At 58.1% G+C, this 24,543-nt stretch carries 21 protein-coding genes and 1 tRNA gene; 10 read left to right on the forward strand and 12 right to left on the reverse strand.

Going from position 1 to position 24,543, the window contains the following annotated elements; all coding sequences use genetic code 11:
- Positions 1-12 precede the first annotated feature (12 nt).
- The 5 genes from GO499_RS17685 to GO499_RS17705 all read left to right on the forward strand — a co-directional run bounded on the left by GO499_RS17685 (position 13) and on the right by GO499_RS17705 (position 4,583).
- Positions 13-873 carry a CheR family methyltransferase gene (locus GO499_RS17685; RefSeq protein ID WP_161863430.1) on the forward strand — a complete coding sequence of 287 codons (861 nt, stop codon included), beginning with the start codon at positions 13-15 and terminating at the stop codon, positions 871-873.
- Positions 870-1,472: a chemoreceptor glutamine deamidase CheD gene (locus tag GO499_RS17690; RefSeq protein WP_161863431.1), complete on the forward strand. Its 603-nt coding sequence runs from the start codon at positions 870-872 to the stop codon at positions 1,470-1,472. Before GO499_RS17685 ends, GO499_RS17690 begins: the two co-directional genes overlap by 4 nt.
- Positions 1,472-2,569 (forward strand): protein-glutamate methylesterase/protein-glutamine glutaminase, encoded by a 1,098-nt coding sequence (locus tag GO499_RS17695; protein ID WP_161863432.1) that lies wholly within the window; start codon positions 1,472-1,474, stop codon positions 2,567-2,569. The genes GO499_RS17690 and GO499_RS17695 overlap by 1 nt, the downstream gene beginning before the upstream one ends.
- 19 nt (positions 2,570-2,588) lie before the next feature.
- Positions 2,589-2,969, forward strand: a complete 381-nt coding sequence (locus GO499_RS17700; RefSeq protein WP_161863433.1) for a response regulator — start codon at positions 2,589-2,591, stop codon at positions 2,967-2,969.
- Between the two features lie 126 nt (positions 2,970-3,095).
- Complete coding sequence (locus GO499_RS17705; RefSeq protein WP_161863434.1) at positions 3,096-4,583, forward strand: NAD-dependent succinate-semialdehyde dehydrogenase; 1,488 nt, start codon at positions 3,096-3,098, stop codon at positions 4,581-4,583.
- A gap of 132 nt (positions 4,584-4,715) precedes the next feature.
- On the opposite strand, the gene mdoH is transcribed toward GO499_RS17705, so the two are convergent.
- The 4 genes from mdoH to GO499_RS17725 all read right to left on the reverse strand — a co-directional run bounded on the left by mdoH (position 4,716) and on the right by GO499_RS17725 (position 10,836).
- Complete coding sequence (mdoH, locus tag GO499_RS17710; protein ID WP_161863435.1) at positions 4,716-6,578, reverse strand: glucans biosynthesis glucosyltransferase MdoH; 1,863 nt, start codon at positions 6,576-6,578, stop codon at positions 4,716-4,718.
- The gene (locus GO499_RS17715; protein ID WP_161864047.1) at positions 6,575-8,110 is read right to left on the reverse strand and encodes an OpgD/OpgG family glucan biosynthesis protein; all 1,536 of its coding nucleotides are present in this window, start codon (positions 8,108-8,110) and stop codon (positions 6,575-6,577) included. Before GO499_RS17715 ends, mdoH begins: the two co-directional genes overlap by 4 nt.
- Positions 8,107-9,366 carry an OpgC family protein gene (locus GO499_RS17720; protein ID WP_284154799.1) on the reverse strand — a complete coding sequence of 420 codons (1,260 nt, stop codon included), beginning with the start codon at positions 9,364-9,366 and terminating at the stop codon, positions 8,107-8,109. Before GO499_RS17720 ends, GO499_RS17715 begins: the two co-directional genes overlap by 4 nt.
- A 105-nt stretch (positions 9,367-9,471) precedes the next feature.
- Positions 9,472-10,836, reverse strand: a complete 1,365-nt coding sequence (locus GO499_RS17725) for a tetratricopeptide repeat protein (protein ID WP_161863437.1) — start codon at positions 10,834-10,836, stop codon at positions 9,472-9,474.
- Between the two features lie 217 nt (positions 10,837-11,053).
- On the opposite strand from GO499_RS17725, the gene GO499_RS17730 reads away from it, so the two are divergent.
- The gene (locus tag GO499_RS17730) at positions 11,054-12,109 is read left to right on the forward strand and encodes a YeeE/YedE family protein (RefSeq protein ID WP_284154800.1); all 1,056 of its coding nucleotides are present in this window, start codon (positions 11,054-11,056) and stop codon (positions 12,107-12,109) included.
- Positions 12,110-12,112: 3 nt separating this feature from the next.
- On the opposite strand, the gene GO499_RS17735 is transcribed toward GO499_RS17730, so the two are convergent.
- The 4 genes from GO499_RS17735 to tsaD form a co-directional block, all read right to left on the reverse strand.
- On the reverse strand, positions 12,113-13,714 hold the full coding sequence (locus tag GO499_RS17735) for a thiamine pyrophosphate-binding protein (protein WP_161863438.1): 1,602 nt from the start codon (positions 13,712-13,714) through the stop codon (positions 12,113-12,115).
- Positions 13,715-13,788: 74 nt separating this feature from the next.
- A complete protein-coding gene (locus GO499_RS17740; RefSeq protein WP_161863439.1) occupies positions 13,789-14,208 on the reverse strand; it encodes an EVE domain-containing protein in 420 nt (139 codons plus the stop codon).
- A 19-nt stretch (positions 14,209-14,227) separates the two neighbouring features.
- Complete coding sequence (locus GO499_RS17745; RefSeq protein ID WP_161863440.1) at positions 14,228-15,202, reverse strand: NAD(P)H-dependent glycerol-3-phosphate dehydrogenase; 975 nt, start codon at positions 15,200-15,202, stop codon at positions 14,228-14,230.
- Positions 15,199-16,275 carry a tRNA (adenosine(37)-N6)-threonylcarbamoyltransferase complex transferase subunit TsaD gene (gene tsaD / locus GO499_RS17750; protein WP_161863441.1) on the reverse strand — a complete coding sequence of 359 codons (1,077 nt, stop codon included), beginning with the start codon at positions 16,273-16,275 and terminating at the stop codon, positions 15,199-15,201. The genes GO499_RS17745 and tsaD overlap by 4 nt, the downstream gene beginning before the upstream one ends.
- 61 nt (positions 16,276-16,336) lie before the next feature.
- On the opposite strand from tsaD, the gene GO499_RS17755 reads away from it, so the two are divergent.
- The 4 genes from GO499_RS17755 to GO499_RS17770 all read left to right on the forward strand — a co-directional run bounded on the left by GO499_RS17755 (position 16,337) and on the right by GO499_RS17770 (position 20,429).
- A complete protein-coding gene (locus tag GO499_RS17755; protein ID WP_161863442.1) occupies positions 16,337-17,038 on the forward strand; it encodes a uroporphyrinogen-III synthase in 702 nt (233 codons plus the stop codon).
- A gap of 168 nt (positions 17,039-17,206) precedes the next feature.
- Entirely contained in the window at positions 17,207-18,610 is a 1,404-nt protein-coding gene (locus GO499_RS17760) for a COG4223 family protein (RefSeq protein ID WP_161863443.1), read from the forward strand.
- A 16-nt stretch (positions 18,611-18,626) separates the two neighbouring features.
- Positions 18,627-20,195 (forward strand): heme biosynthesis protein HemY, encoded by a 1,569-nt coding sequence (locus GO499_RS17765; protein ID WP_161863444.1) that lies wholly within the window; start codon positions 18,627-18,629, stop codon positions 20,193-20,195.
- A 158-nt stretch (positions 20,196-20,353) separates the two neighbouring features.
- Positions 20,354-20,429: transfer RNA gene (locus GO499_RS17770), tRNA-Thr, on the forward strand.
- Between the two features lie 45 nt (positions 20,430-20,474).
- On the opposite strand, the gene GO499_RS17775 is transcribed toward GO499_RS17770, so the two are convergent.
- The 4 genes from GO499_RS17775 to GO499_RS17790 form a co-directional block, all read right to left on the reverse strand.
- The gene (locus GO499_RS17775; RefSeq protein WP_161863445.1) at positions 20,475-21,398 is read right to left on the reverse strand and encodes an aminotransferase class IV; all 924 of its coding nucleotides are present in this window, start codon (positions 21,396-21,398) and stop codon (positions 20,475-20,477) included.
- Positions 21,399-21,467: 69 nt separating this feature from the next.
- Entirely contained in the window at positions 21,468-22,499 is a 1,032-nt protein-coding gene (locus GO499_RS17780) for a TAXI family TRAP transporter solute-binding subunit (protein WP_348520811.1), read from the reverse strand.
- Between the two features lie 96 nt (positions 22,500-22,595).
- Positions 22,596-23,567, reverse strand: a complete 972-nt coding sequence (locus tag GO499_RS17785; protein ID WP_161864050.1) for an ABC transporter ATP-binding protein — start codon at positions 23,565-23,567, stop codon at positions 22,596-22,598.
- Positions 23,564-24,541 carry an ABC transporter ATP-binding protein gene (locus GO499_RS17790; RefSeq protein WP_161863446.1) on the reverse strand — a complete coding sequence of 326 codons (978 nt, stop codon included), beginning with the start codon at positions 24,539-24,541 and terminating at the stop codon, positions 23,564-23,566. The genes GO499_RS17785 and GO499_RS17790 overlap by 4 nt, the downstream gene beginning before the upstream one ends.
- Positions 24,542-24,543 lie beyond the last annotated feature (2 nt).

Consider the following 24,543-nt stretch of genomic DNA (forward strand, 5'->3'; position numbering starts at 1 on the left):
GCCGCCCCCAGCATGAGTTCCTCAGCAGTCAGGAAATCCACCGATTTCGAGGCCGGCGGCCCCGCCGGAACACTTTCGGAAAAGGACTTTCAGCATGTGGCACGCCGCATCTACGATCTCGCGGGTATCGTGCTGGAGCCGCAGAAAAAGCAGATGATCCACGCGCGCCTCAGCCGCCGTCTGCGCGCCACCGGCATCAGTGATTTCCCCGCCTATCTGGAATTTCTGGAGTCTGGCAAGGACAAGTCCGAGCAACAGGAATTCATCAACGCGATCACCACAAACCTCACGTCGTTCTTCCGCGAAAATCACCACTTCGATCATTTTCGGCAGCATGTCCTGCCCGCCTCCCTCCAGTCCCCGGACCGGCGCCTCCGGGTCTGGTCCGCCGGATGCTCGAGCGGGGAGGAGCCTTACTCGATCGCGCTTACCATCCTCGCCGCCTGTCCGGAGCCCCCGTCCGATTTCAGAATACTCGCGACAGATCTCGACACCAGGGTGCTCGACAAGGCGGCAACAGGGCTCTATTCCGCCGACAAGGCGGGTGACGCGCTCAGCGCCTACCAGCGCTACGCCCGTAAGCAGGATGATGGTCAGACGATTCTCATCCAGCCGCAGGCCCGCAACCTGATCTCTTTCCTCCAGCTCAACCTCATGCAGCCCTGGCCGATGAAGGGCAGTTTCGACGCAATCTTCTGCCGCAACGTCCTCATCTATTTCGATCCCGAAACAAAGTCGCGGCTGGTCAACCGTTTCGCAAAAATCATCCGGCCGGAGGGTTTCCTCTACCTCGGCCACTCGGAATCGATCCTCGGTGACCATCCGGCGTTCGAGAACCTCGGCCAGACAACCTACAGAAGGCGCGCGACATGAGAGCAGAGGCCCTGAGCAACCCGGTCTATTACGAGGCCAAGGTCAATTCCAACGTCTTTCCCGTCCTGCCCGGCTTTCACAAGGTGATCCACGAACCGGGCATCGCCGTTACCACGCTCCTAGGCTCCTGCGTCGCGGCCTGCATTCGCGACGCCCGCACCGGCATCGGCGGTCTCAACCATTTCCTCCTCCCCCGCGACAGGAGTGAGGGCGCCGCCGGTTTTTCCGCCCGATATGGCGTCAACGCCATGGAAGTGCTGATCAACGAGATCCTGCGCACCGGTGCCCGGAAGAACGATCTTGAGGCCAAGGTCTTCGGCGCTGGCAATGTCATCCACCGCGGCGAGGCCAACAACGTCGGCCAGCAGAACGCCGAGTTCGTCGTCAGCTACCTGCGTGACGAGGGCATCCGCCTGCTTGCCTCCGACCTGGGAGGTGACCGTGCCCGACGCGTCTTCTACTTCCCCGAAACGGGCAAGGCCAGGGTCCTCAGTCTCTCCAATCGCGATTCCGCGCAGGCCGGACAGGCCGAACTCACCCTCGAACAGAAACTCCGGTCGGAGAAGAAGGCCACCCCAAGCGTCGTGGAGTTGTTCTGATGACATTCACCGCAACCGGCACCCGTACACGCGTGGTTGTCGTCGATGACAGCAGCCTCATGCTCAAGATGATTACCGCCAGCCTGGAGGCAGAGGGCGACATAGATGTCGTCGGACAGGCCCGAAACCCGCAGGAGGCGCGGGAGATCATCAAGCGCACCGATCCCGACGTCGTCACCCTCGACGTGGAGATGCCGGGCATGAACGGGCTCGAATTTCTCGAAAAGATCATGTCGCTCCGGCCAATGCCCGTCATCATGGTCTCCACACTCACCAAGGCCGGGACGGACGTCACCCTCAGCGCCCTGCACATCGGTGCCGTCGATGCCGTCGCCAAACCGGCCGGGCGGGAGGGATTGGCAATTTTCGGCAACGAGCTGCGTGTGAAGGTGCGCAATTCCCGTGGTGCGCGCGTCCGGAAATGGGTTCCGGCGCAGGGGCGGGCGACAGGCTCCACCAATGTCGGTGGTCGCGGTGGCGCGGCCCCGCTCTCGCGGATCAGCGGAGTCGATCTCATCGCCATAGGCTCTTCGACTGGCGGCGTCGCCGCGCTCTTCGATGTCGTTGCCGGTCTGCCGCCCAACGGACCACCCATCGTCATCACTCAGCACATGCCCGCCCGGTTCACCGGCCGTTTCGCCGCCCGTCTCGGCCAGCAATACGCCTTCGACGTCAAGGAGGCTGAGCATGGGGAGCCGATTCACGCCGGGCAGATTCGTGTGGCTCCGGGCGACAGACATCTCTGCATCCAGCGGGAGAACGGCCGTATCGTCACCCGGCTGGACGGCAACTCCGGCCCCATTTCCGGACATATTCCATCTGTCGATGTGTTGTTCAACAGCGTCTGTTCCGCCATCGGCGCGTCGAGCATCGGCCTAATCCTCACCGGAATGGGCCGGGACGGCGCCGCCGGCTTGCGGGCCATGCGCAACGCCGGCGCATTCACCATAGGCCAGAACGAATCCTCCTGCGTTGTCTACGGCATGCCGAAAGCCGCCGCGGCGCTCAACGCTCTCGATGAAGAGTTGGATTTGAGCCAGATCGGCCCCCGGGTTTGTCAATTTCTTAATTCGCCCGGCGCTAGAAAGCGCGCATGAGCCTGAAGGAGCAGATGAGATGCCTGACGCGAAGTCGTTGAAAATTCTGGTGGTGGATGATCAGCAGAGCATGCGCGGCCTGGCCCGCCAGTGCCTCAAGAAGCTGGGCGTCATGGATGTCGCACTCGCCGCCGGTGGCGATCAGGCGCTGGAGATAATGGGCACCAAGAAATTCGACGCAGTGATCTCTGATCTGAACATGCCCGGTCTCTCCGGCGTCGAACTGGCCCAGAAAATCAAGAACCACCCGGCCTTGAAGGGCACGCCGGTCTTCCTTGCCACATCCGACGCGTACCGTGACAAGGCTGATGATGCCACGGTCGATCACTTCGTGGCCAAGCCGTTCAGCGTTGCCGACATGCGCGAGGCGATCGAGACCCATCTCGGCACGCTCACCTGAAGCGCTGGCAACCGGTCCGATCACAAATCTTTGGTGCAAGGCGTACCGCTGGCGGCTCGTCTTGCACCCGTTCGGCCTTTGTGATCCTCTCCCGTCAGATTCCAAGAAAAGCACCGGGAGACACCAATGCTGGACCAGACGAACCTCGCAAATCTCCTCGAAGATCCCTCACTGCTGCTCGACAAGGCGCTTGTCGCAGGGGAGTGGGTTGCCGCGGACAGCGGCAAGACCTTTGACGTATCCAACCCGGCCCGCGGTGACATCCTGACACCGGTGCCGGACATGAGCCGCGCCGAAACCGCCCGCGCGATCGACGCGGCCTATGTCGCCCAGAAGGACTGGGCGGCGAAGACCGGCAAGGAACGGGCAGCGATCCTTCGCAAGTGGTACGATCTGATGATCGCCAATGCCGACGATCTCGCGCGTATTCTAACCGCGGAAATGGGAAAACCATTCGCCGAGGCCCGTGGCGAGATCCTCTACGGTGCCAGTTTTGTGGAGTGGTTTTCCGAAGAGGCGAAGCGTGTCTACGGCGAGACCATTCCCGGCCACCAGCCAGACAAACGCATAACGGTCATCAGGCAACCGGTCGGCGTCGTCGGCTCGATCACGCCGTGGAACTTCCCCAATGCCATGATCGCCCGCAAGGTCGCCCCGGCTCTCGCGGTCGGCTGCGCCTTCGTTGCCAAACCCGCCGGTGAAACCCCCCTCTCGGCACTCGCCATGGCTCTGCTGGCAGAGCGGGCGGGCGTGCCGAAAGGCGTGTTTTCCGTCATCACCTCGGCTTCATCGTCGGAAATCGGCAAGGAGTTCTGCGAAAACCCCAAGGTCCGCAAACTAACTTTCACCGGCTCCACCGAGGTCGGCCGCATCCTCCTGCGGCAGGGGGCGGATCAGGTCATGAAGATGTCGATGGAACTGGGCGGCAACGCTCCCTTCATTGTCTTCGACGATGCCGATCTCGATGCCGCCGTCGAAGGCACGATGATCTCGAAATATCGCAACAACGGCCAGACCTGCGTTTGCGCCAACCGCATCTACGTGCAGGCCGGCGTTTATGATGCTTTTGCCGAGAAACTGGCCAAAGCAGCAGCCAAACTCCAGGTTGGCGACGGTCTCGAGGATGGAGTCACCACTGGTCCTCTCATCAATGCGAAGGCCGTGGACAAGGTCGAGGAACATATCGCCGATGCCGTCGCGAAGGGCGCGAAGGTGCTCTCGGGCGGCAAGCGTCACGAACTTGGCGGCACGTTCTTCCAACCGACAGTGCTCACCGGCGTCACCTCCGACATGATGGTCACTCACGACGAGACATTCGGCCCCGTCGCGCCGCTTTTCAAGTTCGAGGACGAGGATGATGTCATCGCGCAGGCCAACGACACGATTTACGGTCTCGCCAGCTACTTCTATGCCCGCGATCTCTCCCGCGTCACCCGCGTCTCCGAAGCGCTGGAATACGGTATGGTCGGCGTCAACACCGGCCTGATCTCTACCGAGGTTGCGCCATTCGGCGGCGTCAAGCAGTCCGGCCTCGGCCGTGAGGGCTCAAGCCATGGGATCGATGACTATCTGGAGATGAAATACATCTGCGTTTCGGTCCAGGACGCGGGGTAATCGATTCCGTTACCTCAAAGGTAATGGTCCGCGGAGCAAAGGTAATATTGGTCGGTATGGCTCGAATTCATGTGAATTGAGCCATACCGAAACCATACCGAACCCATACCAAATCCATACTTGAAAATGGCCTTATGCCGGCAACGGCATCACCGGCGGTTCGGGCTCCCGCGTCTCGGCTTCCAACGTGCCGTTTTCGAAGGCCCATTGCCGCAGAACCGGCGGCGGCGCGACCTCCTGCGGTGTCTGCAGGATCGCCATGCCCCAACGCCATTCCTGTGCCGTAAACCAGTTCAGCAGTGGCGCGACGATCAGCGAAATGGCCACCGGCAGTAGCCATGCACTCAAATATCCGGTGGCAAAAAGTCCAAACATTACAACGGCTACCGCCAGTTCCACTGCATGAAAGCGGACATACTCACGCGCCGGCATTGCGCCGGAAGCATGTGGTTTCCACCCGGTATTGACGCCGGCCAGAGTCCGCAAAACCGCGCCGATATGCTGAATCATCATCAACGGCGCCAGTACTACCGAGAACAGCACTTCAAACAGCCACGACAGGACGAACCGACCGCCGCCGCCCACATTCTCCAAACCGGGATCGCTAACCCAATAGCGCACCGCACCGATGACCTTAGGCGCGACCAACATACCGTAAACCAAGCACAAAATCACGATCTTGGCTGTCTGGTGCATCTCCGGCCAGGACACATAGAGCGGGTTGTCCGCACTGAAATACTCCACGGGCTTGCCCGCCTCCAGAATACCTTGGATCACCCAGAGCACCAGCAGCGCGAACCAACCCAAAGAGGCGCAGTAGGCCATCGCTCCTTGGAACAAATGCACACGGCTGACGGTCTTGAACCCTGCTGAACCCAGCAGGCGCATATGTTGCAAATTGCCCTGACACCAGCGACGGTCCCTCAGGATATGGCCAGTCAAGGTATCCGGCGTTTCTTCGTAACTACCTTTTATTTCAGGCAGAAAGCGAATTCCCCAACCGGCGCGCCGCATCAGCGCGGCCTCTACAAAGTCATGGCTCATCACCGTGCCGCCGAAGGGCGCACGCCCTGGCAATTCCGGCAATCCGGCGCAGGCTGCAAAAGCCCGCACCCGCATGATGGCATTATGGCCCCAGTAATTCGCCTCATCTCCAGCCCACTTCGCCAATCCGCGGGCAAGCGTCGTGCCATAGATGGTATTGGCAAACTGCTGGAGGCGGCCAAACAGACTCCGTGCACCGAACAGCCGCGGAACGCTCTGCACCAGCCCGAGCGAAGGCTCGGCGGCCAGCGCATCCATCAAGCGCCGCATCGCTTTTCCGGTCATCACGCTGTCGGCATCCAAGACGAGCATGGCTTCGTGACGCGCACCCCAGCGCGTTACCCATTCTTCAATGTTTCCAGCTTTGTAGCGGATGTTCTCTTCGCGATGGCGATAATGGACCATGTCGCCGAACTTCCGCTGTAGCCGTGCCACCATTCTGCTTTCGTGAGTGACTTTGGCTGCATCACGCGTGTCGGACAGCACATACATCGTTACCGGATGCGGACAGCCGCTGCGGCGCAGATCGTCCAGCATGACCGTGATATTGCGCTCGATGCCCTCTGCCGACTCACCGTAGACGGGCAGCAGCAGCGCGGTGTTGAGCGGCCGCCAGTTCCGGTCCCGATGCGACGTCCGCTGCGGCAGGCAACCCAGTAATGCCATGGCAACAGACAGCGCAATCCAGAAAAAGGTGAAGATCGCCAGCGCGACGATGCCACCTTCCAAAGCGCTGAACCCACCGCTTCTAAACCAGTCCCCGAAGATCAGGGCAAGGCCGGCCGTGGCAACGATGGCAAATCCGAACAGAAAAAATCGTTCCAAAACAGGGGCTTTTGACGGAATGGATTTGGCGTTGGCATCCCGGTAGGATTTTCCGAAATCCTGTCGGAGCATTTCGAGGTGGCTCTCTTCCGGCATCGGTGCGGGGCTGGGAAACGGGGCGGTCATGCTGTCCACCGATAGAGCCAGACTTCGGAAATCGTCTTACTGTCCACGAGAAGCTGCGCCCTCATTTCCACTGCCTGATGTTCCTGCGGGAAGAAGCTGAACCCCAGTCGCACCCCGCCAGTTTCAGGGTTTCGCTGGAGTATGCCGTCACTGATTTCGCCACGGTTGCTGCTGATATGGATCGCGACATCCGCGAGATCCTCGGGTATCGCCCCATGATCCGCAAAATCGACGGTCACAATCCGGCCACCACCTTCTTTCGCGCCCATGCGTGTGTTGAGTACGGGCGCCTTGTCCATCGGGATGGGCGCCGCATTGCACCAGTCTAGACGATAGGTGAAACGATAGCTGCCGCCTGCCACCATCGCTTCGCGTGGTCGCCAATACGCAACTATGTTATCGTAAATCTCCTTGTCAGTTGGGATTTCGACAAGTGTCACGGCTCCCGCCCCCCAGTCGTCGCCGGGCGTTACCCACAGGCCCGGCCGCTGGTGGTAGTTCGCTTCCAGATCGGCGTAGTTTGCCAGATGCCGAGGCCGTTGCATCAGACCGAAGCCTTTTGGCCCCTCATCCACAAAACTGGAAACCTGCAAGGTTTTGGGATTGGCCAACGGTCGCCAGATGCGCTCTCCGTGGCCATTTTCGATGAGCAGGCCGTCGCTATCGTGCACCGCAGGGCGAAAATCGTCGAACATGCTCCGGTTGCTCTCGTCGAACATGAACATCGAGGTTTCAGCTGCAATGCCAACATGTTCGAGCGTTTCACGCGGGAAAAGTGTCGCTTCGATGTTCATTACGGTGTTATCTCCCGGCGTGATCTCGAAGCGATAAGCTCCGGTCACACTTGGGCTGTCCAACAGAACATGCATGAAAACTGTTGAGGCCCCCGGTGCCGGTGTCTCCACCCAGAATGCGCGAAACTCTGGAAATTCCTCACCGTCGGAGCTGCCGGTGTTGAGGGCAAGCCCTCGCGCGGACAGTCCATAGGTCTGACCTTTGGCAACCGCACGAAAATAACTGGCGCCCTGAAAGACCGCATATTCCTGAAAAACGCCAGGCTTCTCGATTTCGCCATGAATGCGAAAACCCGAATAGCCGACTGTATCGGTAATCGGCAGATCCGGAAACTTGTCTGTCTTGTCGAAGGCATCCAACGCGAAATGGATCGGTGCGGAAGTTTTTTTATCATCCGACACAACGTGGATTTCGATAGGGGTTGGAAAATAAAGCCCAGGCGCGAAGAACTCCAGCCGCGCGGGTCGATCTGTGCCATTCCAAAAAGCGTTGCGTGTGTCGAACCAGATGGAGCGATATTGATCGTATGTAAGGTCAAGCCAAGGCTGGGGCACTCGCGGAGGCGGCGCATAGGGTTCAGACGCGAGAGTGCGGGCACGCTCCACAACCATTTCCGGGCTGAAAGCTACAGGCTCTTCCAGTCCTATTCCTTCCGGTAAAACTTCTGCCGAAGCCCTGCCGCAAGCGGCGAAAGCCGCAGCAACCGCAAGGGTCTGGCGTCTGGTTAATGCGTTCATGCCGCGTTTTCTCCTGCAAGTACCGAAACAGGTTCCGGCTCGCGTAATTTCTTTTCGGCCGGCTCGGCCTTCCACGGGTTTCGCTTGATCCACCCAACGAAATAGGCCGTCGCGATCAGGATCGCGAAGCCTGTGATGTTGACCAAAGCAACGAAGAGTACGTCCTGCACCCACAGGCTAGAACTCATTCCGTCCTCTCCGGTTCCCGGATTGATGTAAAACTCCCTCCAGACGTCGAACGCGGCGCCCAAGAAACGAGCAAGCAGCATCGAAGTCAGGAATACGGCGAGAGACTGTTGCCCAACCTTTCGGATGACGGCGACAACACGTGGCCAGACAGTGCCAATGTTGAGGCGCGCGCCCTTCGGGCCGACCATTACCCATGCGACGTAGGCGAGGGCGAGAAAATGCAGATAGCGGAAGAGGCCGAAATCGGTCTTTATGATCAGATATTGGTGGTCGATCCGCCAGTTTCGCGCAGAATCTAGACCAAACTCTCGCACCCCCACGTTGCTGAACGGAACGGCGAGTACGACAACTGCAGCGGCAATGACGAGCAGATAGCGGTTTACGGGTGGTGCCGGTATCCATCCTTTCATCAGGCAAAACCCGGTGAAAAATACCAATTGCCAAGCGAACGGGTTGAAGAACCATTCCCGCGTGTTGTTCGGCGGCTCAAACCAGAGCTGAGCGGGCAGATGCAGGAACTCGAGGCGAACGGCCAGAGGCTCAAGGAAAGCAAAGCCAAGATCGAAGTACCGACCGACATTCGCAGCACACCACAAGGTCAGGACCGCGACAATGACAGCCCATGTCCCTATTTTCTTGAGTGCCATAACAAGCGGTATCATCGCGAGGATTGCCAGGTACATCGGCAGAATATCGAAGTAGTTCGGCACATACGTCAGCGTCATCAATCCGATCAACTGCTCTATCGGATTTTCGAAGAAGGGGTAGAGGTTCAACTGGCCCACGTAGTCCCGTGGAAGGAATTCTATGGCGTTCAACATGATCATGCTCATGGCGATAACCATGAACATGCCGATGTGTGCCCAATAGACCTGCCAGACTCTGTGGGCCGTACGGACAGCCCCCATGGCCAGCCCGTGGCGTTCAAAGACTGCGCCGAAGGCAATTGCGGACGCCATACCGGAGCAGAATACGAAGATTTCCGTAGCGTCGGAAAAACCCCATCGGGCAGGGATCCATCTTGTCCACGGGTTACCCGGTGTATGGGCCAGCAGAATTATAAACATTGCGATGCCCCGGAAGAAATCCAGACGAGGATCGCGGGGACGAGTCGCTTGAGCAGGGCTTTTCATGGCATCCCTCTCTGCCGAAAACAGCATATGCGCAAGTGGTTACGCCAAAGGAGCGGCTGTCCGCCGAGCATCGGCACGGGCGGTTTCAAGCAGACATCGTCTACGGGCTGTATAGCCGTCTTCGAAGCCGCCACGCTTTGCCGTGCGTTCGCCCAACATCGTTTCTGCCGTGTCGAGGCACCCACTGCGGAGGGCAGCTTCGATCGTCAACCGTTCGAACACATCTCGCTGTGCGTGACTGCCGCCAATGCGTTGAAGGCCTACGCGAGCGGAAAGCAGATTGGTCAAGGCCGTCGTGAACTGGCCTTCGGAATAGGCTTCCAGCCCTTTGGCAGCGGAAAGACCGGGGTGACTGGTTATTCTGTGCATGTCCGTTTCTTTCCTGACAGCGTCTTCGGCCATTCGTTGAAGCATCTTCCGCATCGCGCCTTTCCGCTCACCACCCATCAGTGCAAGGATGTAGTGCAAATCGGCGAAGACAACACATCCATCGTCGATCCGGCCTTCGGACAGCGCGGCCAGTTCCTCCCATCTTGTCCCGACATTCACCCCCTCCACTTCCAGCCTGGAGAGGAGTGAGGCTGCATTGGAAATATCCCGGTAGTCGTCCGTTTTTTCGGCCCTGATTTCGGCATCATACAATTGCAACGCCTCTTCTGTTCGGCCGAGATCCAGCTGCATTAGCGCAATGTGCCACCACACATGATAGCGAAAATTGTTGCAGTGTTTCCAAGCCTGTGTCTGGCCGGAGAGCCAGAAAAGGCCTTCTTCCGCACGTGCCGTCATGTCGTAGACATGGGCAACCGCATGCAATCCCCAGGCGTCGTCCGGTGCAAGCAGAAGGCCTTCCCGCCCAGCCCTTTCGGCAGCGCTGTAATCTCCGGTTTCTTCGAGTGCAAATGAATAGCACCCCTTGAGGTAGCCAAGTGTCGCATGGCCTTCATAGGCAGGGCGGATCTTCTCCAGCGAAGATCGCATTTCATTCGGCTGGCCAAGGACGAAACGGATTGCCTGCACAAATTTCATCGCGAGGGCATCCTCCGGCCACTGCGCAAGCAAGTCATCGAATGCTGATGCCGCGGTGGACGGTTTTCCGGAAAGGTAGTGACCAAGGGCGAGGATATAGATCGATTCACGAGGATTTTCCGACCCGAGTTCCTTGGCGGTTCGCAGAGCTTCCTCGGCGGTCTCGATGAGTTCGGACCGTCCCAATAATAGACAGAAAAGTCCTTTTGTTGCGTGGGCTAGCGCGAAATTTGGCGCCAGTGCCTGCACTTCGGAGAGATGGTCCGGCGTCGTGGCAGAATGTGCGAGAAAAGCTTTGATCGTCTCGTTCCATTCCGCGATTGCATCTGGTTCACGCAGCGAAGTCTCGCATCCGCAGAAATCATCTCTGTTGCCCATATCGAAAATGTCCTACTTTCAACTCGTTGCAATCTGCATCATCGGATAGGTTGCTCCTCGCAACTCACAGTGGCGTCAGGTCACGAACGTGTTATTCGCATTGATGCAATATTTCGGAATTCACAAGATGGTGCGCGGAATGATGCTCAACAGATCGGCCGCCCTGGGCTTTTGCGGCCTCGTAGCCTTGGCAATCCTCGCTCTTCAGGCTGGAGGAATGTCGCTTTTTTGGGCATCACTCATCGGTGGCTTCGCTGGCTTCTCACTTTACCACGCGGCTTTCGGCTTCACAGCGGGCTGGCGACGACTGGTGACCGAAGGCCGGAGTTTTGGCATTCGTGCGCAATTCCTGCTGATCGGCTTGACTGCGATATTTTCCTATCCGTTGATCGGATGGTTTGGAGCCGGCGGTTTTGTCCAGCCAGTTGGCGTGGGCATGGCGTTTGGAGCCTTCCTGTTCGGAGCAGGGATGCAGTTCGGCGGTGGTTGCGGGTCCGGTACGTTGTTCGTCGTCGGCGGCGGCAGTACGCGGATGGTTATCACGCTCAGCTTTTTCATTCTCGGTTCTGTTATCGGCCATGCGCATGTTCCGTACTGGAACGAGTTACCACGGATCGGTGGCGTTTCGGCCATTCGCGAATTTGGCACCTTGCCCGCATTGGCTTTGCTTTTGATGGTTTGTGGCGGGCTCTCTTGGGCCGCGACAGTCTACGAGAAACGTCGTCATGGCAGTCTCGAGAAAACGCGCGAAACGGGTTCCCTGTTGCGTGGGCCATGGTCGCCATGGCTGGGTGCGTTGGCTTTGACGATTGTTGGTGTTCTCACAATTCTTGTTCTCAACCGACCATGGGGCATCACTCAGGCGTTCGTTTTCTGGGGTGGGAAGCTGCTCTATTTGGGTGGTTTGTCTACTGATCATTGGATGCTGGAGCGTATTCCCCAGTCTTCTCTGGACCGGAGCGTTTTCGCTCACGGCACTTCGGTGATGGACTTCGGCATAATTCTCGGAGCAATGATTGCAGCCGGACTGGCAGGGCGGTTTGCGCCAATCTGGAAGCTCAGCTTCAAGGACGTTTGGACAGCCGTTTTAGGTGGGTTGATGATGGGCTACGGAGCGCGGCTTGGCTACGGATGCAACATTGGTGCCTATCTGGGTGGTCTGATCTCAGGCAGTCTGCACGGTTGGGTTTGGGCGATTGCAGCTTTCGCAGGCTCCAGCCTCGTCGCTCGGGCACGAATGCCGCGGCCGGGAAGCAAACTTACGACTGCCTAAGGATCAGAAAGTACCATCGTAAGCGTGGCGGTCAATCCGACAGGCCAGAACCGTGAAGCCGTCACGCTGGAGAGCCAGTTTAGCTTCGTTCCGAAGGGTATCCTCGTTGTCGATCCAAACTCCCGTACCGCCGAGCGCGGAGGCGACTGCCGGAAAATTTGTACCTCCGAAGTCAACACCGAGGTTTGCGCGCTGCGATCCGCGCTGTTTCATTTCTATGAGCGCCAGACTTTCGTCCACCAGAACCGTGATGATCAGCGGTACCTTGAGGTCGCGAAGTGTAGCCAGTTCGCCCAGCCCCATCTCGAGTCCAGCATCTCCGACGAAAGCCACCACCGGCACATCAGCGTTCCCAATGCGATACCCCATTGCCAGCGGCACTGCGCAAGCCATCGTGCAGAGCGCAGTCGATTGAAGCATCTGCCGCGGAGCTGAACACTGCCAGACATGTGACAGCAGAATTCGGTGAGCCCCACTGTCGGCGGTGATGACGGTATTCTCCGGCATCACATCCCGAAGTGTTGCGAAAACTGCCGCCGGCCCCCAACCTTTTGGCTTGAAAAGTTCTGCCAGTTGCCGGCGCGTAGAGTCAATTTCTCCACCCGGCCAGCGATCGATTGGTTCCAATCCTTCGTTGAGCAGGTGGAGCGTCGGAGCGACAGAGCCTCTTAGTGTGAAGACGGCATCATGCATCCCGTGGGTACGCAATACGTCTGCGATTTCGATTACGCATTGTTCCTCTGACCACGGTTCTCGCCAACCGATACGCATCTCGATCGGGTCATAGCCCAAGAGAAGGATGCAGTCCGAAGCTCGGATAAGTGGCATCAATAACTGATCGGCCTTGGGCGACAGGCCCGCACCGCCAAGTGCAAGGGAATGGGTTTCCGCAAGGATTCCTTTCGCCTTGTAAGTTGTAATCAGTGGGATGCTCTGCCGTTTACAGAATGCTGCAACATCTGCGGCGGCACCCTGGTTCAGTGCGTCCACGCCGACTATCGCAAGTGGCCGCTGTGAGGCTGCCAGCCTGTCCCGACAAGTAGTCATCAGGTCCGTGTCGGCGGAAACGTGAGAAACACTTTGGCGGAAAGAACCGGAAGTGCGTATTCTTTCAGCGCCTTCTGCAACGGAAATGGGTACATCAACGTGCACGGGGCCAGGCTGCCCTTCGAGTGCCAGTTCGATGGCCTTGCGGATGATAACGGAGACAGCGCCTTCCGGAGCCCGGTAGCTGGCCTTCACGATTGGGCGCAACATGGCCTGATGATCGAAAACCTGATGTGTGTAAGTGTGGGCGTCAACCTCATCGACGCAACCCGTAAGGAAGATCAGTGGTACCCGGTCCTGCATTGCGTTGGCGACGACGTTGACGGCGTTGGCGACACCAGGCCCAAGAGTGGCGATGAGTACACCCGGCGCACCCGTCGCGTGCCAAAGACCTTCAGCCATGAAGCCAGCTGCATTCTCGTGTTTGGTGAGAACAAACGAAATGCCGGACCTGTCCAACCCTTCTATGAGGGCAAGAACTTCGCCGCCGGGAATGCCGAAGGCATGTGTCGCCCCTGCTGACGCCAGAGCCCGGCCAATGACATCAGCACCGTTCATCGCAAAACTCCATACTTTCGGATTTTTCGTAAAACAGAGATGGACCGTGACGGGAAATCAACTGATCTTGAGCGTCAACTTTCGTAGCCGCCCAACTCGCAAACCTTGGCCCACTCCTCCGGACGCACGGGTTGTACCGACAAGCGGCTGTTGTTTACCAGTACCATATCGGCGAGTGCATCCTGCGCTTTGCAAATTTCGAGCGTGACAGGTTTTGGCATCTCAGCAACGGCCTCGATGTCGACGCATTCCCAGCGAGTGTCATCGGTTGTGCTGTCCTGGTGCGCCTCGGCACAAACCCTCACAATGCCAACGATGCTTTTTTCCTTCTGCGAATGGTAGAAAAAACCCAGATCGCCCTTCGTCATCTCGCGCATGAAGTTCCGTGCCTGATAGTTTCGGACACCGTCCCACTCCTCGCCTTTTGCGCCCTTGGCTTTCTGGTCGTCCCAACTCCAGGTGCTTGGTTCAGATTTGAAGAGCCAGTATTTCATCCTGTCTGCTCCTGCTTGCTCAGGCTGTTTCTTCGCGCTGCGGCCGTGCCAGCAATGCTTGCATCGCCCCGGCCACGTCTAGTTCACCATTGAGCACCTTGGTAACGGCGGCGGCAATAGGCATTTCCACGTTGTGACGGGAAGCGAGCGTGACCGTGGCTCGTGCCGTCGCGATACCCTCGACTGTCTGACCTTCAGCGGCCACGGCGCGCGCACCAAGACGGTAGCCGGCGGCGAAGTTCCGACTCTTCTGGGAGGCTGAGCTGAGTGCAAGGTCTCCCAGACCCGAGAGGCCGGCGAGTGTCGCCGGATCGGCGCCCATGGCCTTGGCCAAACGCTGCATTTCGGCAAAGCCGCGTGTCATCAGTGCCGCCCGCGCACTTTCTCCCAAGCCGGCGCCGGCACACATGCCACATGCAAGAGCAACCACGTTCTTGAGCGCTCCGCCGAGTTGGACTCCGAGGATGTCGGTACTGGTATACAAACGGAGGGTCGGAGTGCTGAGGCTGTCCTGCAAAGTGGATACCAGGTGTCTGTCGGACGCCGCCAATGTCAGCGCTGTCGGGAAACCGCGCGCAATTTCGTCGGCGAAGCCGGGGCCACTTAATACAGCAAACTGTCGTTCCGGCAGCAGAGCAGAGGCGATTTCCGTTTGCAGACGACTGTCGTCCAACGAAATGCCCTTGGCCGCCAGTACAACGGGTGCGGATGGAAGAGCGTCACCACATTGCCGCAGGAAGGTTTCGGTCGCCTGGGCTGGGATGGCGAGGAGAAGTGTTGCGTTTGCCTTTATATCGGCGATCAGACCCGTCGGCTGTACAGACGGCGGAAGGCCGACACCCGGCAGCCTGCGGCTGTTTTCGCGTTGATTGGCCAGGGCCTCCGCTTGTTCCGTCGTGCGAGCCCAAAGTTGTACGGGACGCCCTGTCTTGGCAATCGCTATTGCCAACGCCGTGCCGTAAGCGCCGGCACCAATGACGGCGACCGGCGTCATGCCTTCGCTCCCCGCTTGCCAAAACCTATGAGAGCAGTTGCCAGGTTATCCAGAGGCCAGCGTGGCCGGGCAGGTAAATCCAGGGGGCTGGCACCGGACGCCTTGTATGTCTCGATCCCCGCCCAAGCGATCATCGCCGCATTGTCCGTGCAGAGCGATAGCGGGGGAGAAATCATCAGTGCGCCCGCATCGTCGACAAACGATTGAAGGCCGCTGCGAATTGCAGAATTGGCCGCGACGCCTCCGGCGACGGCCAAGTGCCTTGCGTAGGGTCCGTGGCGATCTTCGAACATCGCCCATGCCCGACGCGTCTTTTCGATCAGCACGTCTCTGACTGCCGCCTGAAAACCGGCAGCAAGGTCGTTTCGATCCTGCGGAGACAGGCCGCCCTTCCGGTTCGCAATTTCATCGGTAGCTCGGCGGAGGGCGGTCTTAAGCCCTGAAAAGGACATGTCACATCCCGGCGAGTCGAGCAGGGGGCGCGGAAACAAGAAACGGGTGGCATCACCCTCTGCCGCACAACGCTCGACTTGCGGTCCACCGGGATACCCGAGGCCGAGCAGCCTTGCCGTCTTGTCGAACGCTTCCCCGGGGGCATCATCGATCGTGCCTCCGATACGGTGAAACTCGCTGGCAGACTCAACGATCAGAAATTGGCAATGACCGCCAGAAATCAGCAGCATGAGATATGGGAACGCGATGCAGTCTGTAAGCCTGGGCGTCAGCGCATGCCCCGCAAGATGATTGACTCCCACAAATGGTATGCCGCGCGATAGTGATATCGCCTTGGCCGAGAGCAGTCCCGACAGAAGGCCACCAATAAGCCCCGGGCCTGACGTAGCGGCGATCAGGTCTATCTCGTTCAGGCTGACACCCGCACTTTGCAAAGCTCTTGAGATAGCATCGTCCAGTCTTTCCGCATGCGCGCGTGCAGCGATTTCCGGAACGACACCACCGTAACGTTCGTGTAGATCGTTCTGCGATAAGACGACATTGGACACGATCGTCCGTCCGTCATCGACAACAGCGGCCCCGGTATCGTCGCAACTGCTTTCAATGCCCAAACATAGCATGCAGGATGGCTCCCGGCGCAGTGAATTGCGCTCCTTCTCGCGGGCAGGTAACACTCGAACCATGGACACGCAATCCCGCCGCCAGCTTTTGATTACTCGGCCGGAAGGCGATGCACGGCGCTTTTCATTGGCGTTGGAACACTTGCGGCCACGTGAGTTTGAATGCGTGTTCGCACCGCTTCTAAAGATACGCTTCAACAAGATGGCACTGGATTTTGGCGCTTCAGATGTCTTGGTTTTCACCTCGCGCAACGGCGTCCGCGCATACATTGAGAACGGAGGGTCGAGGGAGGTGCCTGCAATTTGTGCAGGTGCGGCAACAAGTGCTCTATGTGAAAAGTATGGATTAACTGCGAAATTCCTGGGAGAGACGGCAGAGGCCATGCTTGAAGGCCTGCTCAGCGAAGGAGACCGCAGCGTCCGCTATTGTCATTTGAGCGGCCAATACAAAACGCGGGACGTGGCGGCAGAGCTCTCGGCGGCGGGGTTCAAGGCGGATAGTCTCACGCTCTATTCACAGATTGCCGGAAAATTGCCTGCAAAAACCCTGTCTGCCTTGGTCGACGGCTCAATAGATGGAGTCGCTCTATTTTCTCCTCGATCGGCAGAAGTGTTTGCCTCGGAGGTAAAATCCATCGGATTGCCGGACGATTTCAGGATGGTTTGCATTAGTGAAAACACCGCTAAACCGCTTATGGACTGCGGTGGCCAGTTGCTTGTCGCGAGTGAACCCAGCCAAGAAGGCGTAATCAATGCGCTGTAACGCTGCTTGTCGCACCGCACCCTCAGCACTAGACTAAAGGAAGCAGGGGATTCTTCGGGCACTTCGTCGGAAGTTGGGGGACCTGCTCAGAACTTGGGATGAACACGACGTATGCAGGATAAGCCGGAAGAGCCCGAAGATGAAGGATCTGAGGGAGTAAAACCCGAAGTGACCGAGACTTCTTCAGAAACAGCCGAAACAGATGCCGAGGCCAGCGAGCGCGCTTCTGTGGGTTCGGTTCCGGATGAGGCGTCCGTAGGCGAGACCGAAACCGGCCCCATGGCCGACGGGAATAATTCCGACGAAGATGAACCCGTTTCCGATCCTAAACCAGGCGACGAACTTTCGGCGGCGTTGGCTGGCTCGGCGTTGTTGTCAAAGGGTACTGTCGCAGAGCCGCAAGAGAGTTTCGAAACCGAGGAAGAGATTGAGGTGGAGCACGCCGACGAGTCTTCCGGCACGCTCGCCGGGAAGGTCCTTACCGGTCTGGTGCTGTTGATCGCCGGCATCGGGATCGGCCTGTGGGGCGCACCGAAACTTGCGCCGCATATACCGAATGGACTGGCACCGGTCCGGACGTGGTTGCTTCCAGGCGAGGGTGCGGTTCGCGCGGAACTGGAGGCGGTCAGGGCGGAAATGGACGCGCGATTTGCCGCCCTGCCGAAACCTGTGGACGCAGAGACTATTTCGGCAGAGTTGCGTGGCGCGGTGAGTGCCCAGGCAGAGGATTTCGAGGCGCAAATCGCTTCGCTGTCCGACCAGATCGCGGGTGCAGACAGCGAAGCGATTGAGGCGCGGCTCAACCAGTTGGAGACACGCCTTGCCGGGATCTCCGGCCAGATTGAATCGTTTGGAGACCTCGCCGCTGTCGAGGGCCTTTCCGAAGATTCACTTGCCGAAATATCCCAATTTTCGTCCGCAATCGCCGGTATGAGAGCAGAGATTTCGGAAATGGCCGCGAAGAACGGCGCACTTTCTCAACGTTTGGAGGAAGTGGCCGCGTCTGCGAATAGACGCGTGGAAGAAGCGGAGATTGCAGTTGCCGAAGCAGAGGTTTCTGCCGAAGACGCTGAGAGAACTGCTGCCGTCCGCTCCTCCATAGCTACGATCCGGGCATCGCTGGCGGCGGGCAGTCCCTATCAGGAAGCCGTCGATATCGTCGTAGCTGACGGAAATGCCGACGTTCCGCAAATTCTTACAGAGAACGCCGAGAGCGGCTTTGCCACAATGACAGAACTACGGGCGTCGTTTGGCGACGCGGCACTTGATGCGATTCGTGCCGAGATCAAGGCTGAAGCCGGCGGGCCGGTCTCGCGCTTTGGCGCTTTCCTGCAATCGCAGGTGGCGGCGCGTTCACTGACACCAAAGGAGGGCAACTCGACCGACGCAATTGTCAGCCGGATGAGTGCGGCTCTTGATGACGGAAATCTCGAAAGGGCTCTGACTGAGGCGGAGGACCTTAGCGAAGCTGCTTCTGCGGCAATGGCCGGATGGTTGCAGAAGGCGCACGACCGAGCCAATGCTGCTGCCGCCATCGAAGACCTGAGCGTTGCGACGCTCGGCACCAATTGAACCGGAAGGGCCCTCAATGATCTGGTCGCTCGTCAAGATATTGTTCTTTATCGGTATTGCTGCGGCTCTGGCATTTGGTGCCGGGTTGCTGATGGAAACGCCTGGCGGCGTTCGCCTTGCCTTCAATGGGCAGGAGTGGACGCTGACGCCGCTGGCATTCCTGATCTCCCTGATCCTGCTTATGATCGTCATCTGGTTGATACTCAAGCTTGCGGGTCTGTGCGTTGCCGTTGTGCGTTTTCTGTTGGGAGACAAGACGGCCATCAACCGGTACTTCGACCGCAGGGCTGAGCGTCGGGGCTTCGATGCCTTGGGCGATAGCCTGATGGCCCTTGCATCCGGCGATGCTCGCAAAGCGCAGTCCAGCGCACTCAAGGCTGAGAAATTGCTGAATCGTCCGGAGTTGACTCATTTGGTCAGTGCTCAGGCGGCGGAGGCCAACGGCAATCACGCACGGGCTGCAGAAATCTACAAGGCGATGCTTTCAAACGAAAAGTCGCGATTTCTGGCCATCAAGGGACTGTTGAAACAACAGCTTGACGCTGGAAACACCGATACTGCCTTGCGTCTTGCCGAGAAGGCATTTGCGATCAATCCGAAACACGATGAGATCGGCGATACGCTGTTTACTCTTCAGTCAAGAAAGAGCGATTGGTCCGGAGCGCGAACTACTCTGGCTGCAAAAGTACGGCAGTCCGCCTTGCCCAAGGACGTCGGCAAACGTCGAGAGGCGGTGCTTCTTGTTGCCGATGCGATCGTCGCCAAAGAGGCCGGCGAAGTTGCCCGTGCCCGTGATGCGGCGTACCAGGCCAACAGGGTTGCCCCCGATTTCGTTCCGGCGGCGGCCCTCGCGGCGAGGCTACATATCGATGCCGGTGAGCCGCGGAAGGCTTCCAAGATCCTCAAGCGTGCCTGGTCGACCAATCCGCATCCGGATTTAGCGGCCGCTTTTGCCGAGATCGCGCCTGCAGAAACGCCGATTGAACGCAGCAATCGATTTAAACCACTGCTTGCAATGAATGCGGATGATGCCGAGAGCAAGCTTGTCGGTGCTGAATTGGCACTTGCGGCAGAGGATTTCCCTGGCGCGCGGCGGGCGCTCGGCCCCCTCGCTGAAGAAGATCCGACTACACGATCACTGGCGATCATGGCGGCCATCGAAAAAGGCGAAGGTGCTTCGGACATTGTGGTGCGCGGTTGGCTGGCAAAGGCATTGAGTGTGCCGAGAGGTGAGTGCTGGATCTGCTCGAACTGCCATACAGTCCATGCCGATTGGTCGCCGGTCTGTGATGCATGTGAGAGTTTCGACACCATGGCCTGGGCTCGGCCCGTCGAGACCGGCCAGGGCGAGAACAGTACTGTAGCCATGTTGCCGCTGATCATCGGGGCACTTGAGGACCGGACCGAAGAAGAGGATCTGACATGGACGGAACCGGAACCGGATACGGGCCCGGCGGTTGCAGAGCCGGAAGTTAAGGCGGAAAAGCCCGCACCGAAGCCGGATTGGGTTGAGGCGGATGCTGTGATGGACACCGTAAATGAAGATGACGAAGTGTCACCTTCTGCTGCGAAGGCGGCGTCCTGACATTTGTCATTGCACCCGGCTTCCGCACTGAAGTTTTCCCGGATTTTGCGCATTCTATGGGATTGCGGTGGTGTCTCACAGCATGTAAAGGAAGCGCGGGTTGGCGTCATCGTTCCTATCGAACGTAGGTTCGATTATAATGCGGTGGGCCGGCAATAGCCGCTGTAGCTCAGATGGTAGAGCACGTCATTCGTAATGATGGGGTCGGGGGTTCGAGTCCCTTCAGCGGCACCACACAATTTTCACATTGCCCACTTCGTTTGAACAGACAGCCTGATTTTACGTTGTCTCTCGCTGCACGAGAAGTTTGTAGAGGTGACGGATGCGCTCTGTTATCGGCCGAGATTTGTCGCCAATCTGCTTGCCATCAATCGATGCGACTGGGGTTTGGGCGCCGAAGGTGCCTGTCAGAAAAGCTTCGTCGGCACCGTATGCCTCGAACAGAGAAAAGTTCTTTTCCAGTATGGGAATGTTGTTCTCTCGGCAGAGGTCGATAACCTTCTGTCGTGTTACGCCGTTCATGCAATAGTCACCGGTAGAGGTCCAGACTTCTCCTCGCCGGACGATGAAGAAGTTGCAGGCATTCGTCGTATTGACGAAGCCGTTCGGGTCGAGCATCAGGGCTTCGTCGGCGCCGGCAGCTTCCGCCTGTAGGCAGGCAATAATGCAGTTGAGCTTGGAGTGGCTGTTGAGCTTCGGGTCCTGGCTCATCGGCAACCCCCGAACCTGCGGAACCGTGGCGAGACGAATGCCTTCCCGCGCAAGGGTTTCGACCGGCTTCGAGTGTTCCATAATAATCACCATCGTCGGACCGGAGCGGCTCAGGGACGGGTGCTGGAAGGGCTTGTCCTTGACGCCACGGGAGAGCATCAGGCGGCAATGGACGTCGTGGGTCATACCGTTGGCAGCGGCTGTTCTGCAAAGCGCATCCAGGACTTCCGGCTTCGTCATACCGACATCAAGAGAAATGGTTTTGCATGAATTGAAGAAGCGATCCATGTGCTCGTCAAAGAACGCCCACTTGCCATTGTAGAGGCGCAGACCCTCCCAGATACCATCGCCCAGCATAAACCCAGAATCGTAGACGGATACCTTTGCCTCGTTGCGATGAACGATATCGCCGTTCACGTAGATCCGGATGTCCCGGTTCCGCGCGTCCTGTTCGGCATCGTGGGTTGTGAGGGCGGTATCGTGAGTATCCATCTTAGGAACTTTCTCAAATTCAGGAGTACGGCACCGAAAATTGCGGTGCCGTTGGGGGGCGGAGTCGGTCTACATCCAGCCACGCTCCTTGTAGTAGCGGATGGCTCCGTCGTGCAGTGGTGCCATGATGCCGTTGGTGATCATGTCTCCTTCGTTCAGGTTGGCGAACGCGGGGTGCAGTTTCTTGAAGCGTTCGAAGTTGTCGAACAAAGCCTTTACGACGGCATAAACAGCCTCCTCGCTCGTGTTCGTAGAGGACACCAGCGTTGCCAGAGGTCCATAGCTTCGAATCTCTGCTTTCTGCCCCCGATAGAGACCGGCCGGAATGGTCGCAGCGGCGTAGTACGGTGTGGCCTCAATCAGTTCATCGACCTCCGGGCCGTCTACCTGAATAAACCGTGTTTCACACGAGACGGTGGCTTCGGTAATGTTGCCGACAGGATGGCCGGCCGAAAACATGATCGCTTCAACCTTGTCATCGCAAAGGGCGGCCGACTGTTCGGCCGACTTCAATTCGGCGGCCAAAGCCAGATCGGTTGTGTCAATTCCAACAGCGTCCAGAAGCACTTCGGCCGTGGCGCGGGAGCCCGAACCCGGATTGCCAATGTTGACGCGCTTGCCTTTCAGATCCTGTATCGTTGCGATATCTGCGTCTGTCCGCGCGAGGACGGTAACGATGTCAGCATGGGCCGACAGGATAGAACGCAAGTCGCCATTCGGGCCAGCATCCTCGAAAGTACTTGTTCCGTTCATAGCGTGGTATTGCCAGTCGGATTGGACTACCCCGAAATTGAGATCACCTGCACGGATACCGTTCAAATTGGCGATCGAACCGCCAGTCGCAGGTGCTGTACATTTCAAACCGTTTTCCGCGGACTCCCGGTTGACCAACTGGCAGATCGATTGACCAACCACGTAGTAGACACCGGTCTGGCCTGCTGTTCCGATCGTTATGAACTCCTGCGCCTGTGCTAACGATGCGAAGCTCAGTGCGCCGAATGCGGAGAGGAGTGCAACTTTGAAATCAAACGCCATTTTTTTTCCTGTCTGTTTTCGTTGCTCGCAGATCAGTGTCTGCGTGAGGTGGCACGGTGTCACCACTTCCAAAGACAAAATGGCAGGAGTTTTGTAGGATTGTCAACAATTGACCGTACAAACCGGTGAGTTTCGAGCGTAGCTTATGGGGAAGCGAACCTCTCAAGCGCCTTCCGGTGTGTTCTCCGGAAAAAAGCACGCCGCAGAATGTGATGCGTCGGAAAGCTTTGGACGTTCAGCCCGGCATTTGGTCTCTGCTTTCCAGCACCGTGGTGCAAAGGGGCAGCCCTGCGGCACATTGAGTGGCGAAGGAAGTTCGCCCTTCAGGTTGATACGGTTTTTCGCCGCACCCGGCTCAGCTCGTGGCGTGGCAGAAAGCAAAGCCTTTGTATATGGGTGCATAGGAGCGTCGAGGACATCTTGCTTCGAGCCTCTTTCAACGGCACGACCAAGATACATCACGATCACATCGTCGGCGACATGACGCACGACGCTGAGATCGTGGCTGATGAACAGATAGGATAGGCCAAGTCGATCCTGAAGTTCCGTAAGGAGATTGAGGATGGCACTCTGAATTGAAAGGTCGAGGGCGGAAACCGGTTCATCAAGCACGAGCACCTTGGGATCCAACATGAGGGCTCTGGCGATCGCAATCCGCTGACGTTGCCCGCCGGAGAACATGTGCGGGTATCGGTCGAAATGTTCCGGGCGCAAGCCGACCATTTCCAACATTTGGCGCGCCTTGGATTCACGCTCCTTTCGGGAAGTTTCCGAATGATTGATCACAAGTGGTTCGCAAAGGATTGCTCCGATCCGCTGGCGGGGATTGAGCGAGCCATAGGGATCCTGAAAAACAATCTGAACGGATTTGCGCAAACTTGCCCAGTCAGTTGGCAAAACCGGTTTACCGTCGAGTACCAATTGCCCGTCCGTCGGCTCTTCGATCATTGCGACCATCCGCGCCAACGTGGACTTCCCGCACCCACTTTCTCCGACCACGGCGAGCGTGCGCCCAGCGTATAGCTCAAAGTCGACGCCACCGACGGCCTGAAGCAGCCGGGATTTCCTCAAGAGGCCGGTGCTGACGGTGTAGTGCCTTTGAAGGTTAGTTGCCTGCATAACTGCTTGCGTCATGAAGCATTCCTTTCCGCCGTGTTGCGCGGATAAAAACATTTTGCAAAGCCGAGTTGCGCGTTCTGCTGTTTCGGAGAATGCGCCCGGCACTTGTCATCGGCAAACCTGCAGCGAGGTGAGAACAGGCAACCTTCCGGGCGGTCAAATTGGCCCGGAACCATTCCAGGTATGGTCGGCAGGAGACGTTCCGTGGCCCGCTCGGGCAGGGCGTCGAGAAGAGCAACTGAATAAGGATGGTGAGGGCTGTGGAACAGCGAATAGACCGACTGTTCCTCGACCTTCTGACCGGCATACTGAACGCTGACACGCTCCGCTGTTTCGGCAACGACGCCCATGTCATGTGTGATCAATACCAAACCCATTCCCGTTTCCTCGCGAAGGCTGCGAAGCAGATCGAGAATCTGCGCCTGAATGGTGACGTCCAGAGCCGTAGTTGGTTCGTCCGCGATCAGAAGTTTGGGTTTGCACGCGATGGCCATGGCGATCATCACGCGTTGGTTCATACCGCCGGACATCTGATGCGGAAATGCCGAGAGCCGCCGTTCCGGATCAGGAATGCCGACTTGTTCAAATAGCTCAATGGCTCGCCTCTGACGGTCTGCTCGGTTCAGGCCGAGATGAAAACGCAGCGCTTCTTTTACCTGCCAACCGACGGTGAAGCATGGATTGAGCGAAGACATCGGTTCCTGAAAGATCATCGCCAGCTCCTTGCCGATGATCTGACGTCGTGATTGTCTGGTCATCGTCAAAAGATCATGGCCATCGAAGCTGATCTCATCGGCGGACACAGATGCGGTCCATGGCAGGAGTCCCATCAAGGCCAGCATTGAAACTGACTTACCGGAGCCGCTCTCTCCGACGATTGCCAAAATTTCGCCGGTATCAACATCCTGATCGACGCCATCGACAGCGCGAAACTTGCCGGATGCGGTCGTGAAATCGACACTCAGGTTGCGGATGCGCAGAAGGGGCATCG

The organism is Algicella marina (assembly GCF_009931615.1).
Classification (GTDB): Bacteria; Pseudomonadota; Alphaproteobacteria; order Rhodobacterales; family Rhodobacteraceae; genus Algicella; species Algicella marina.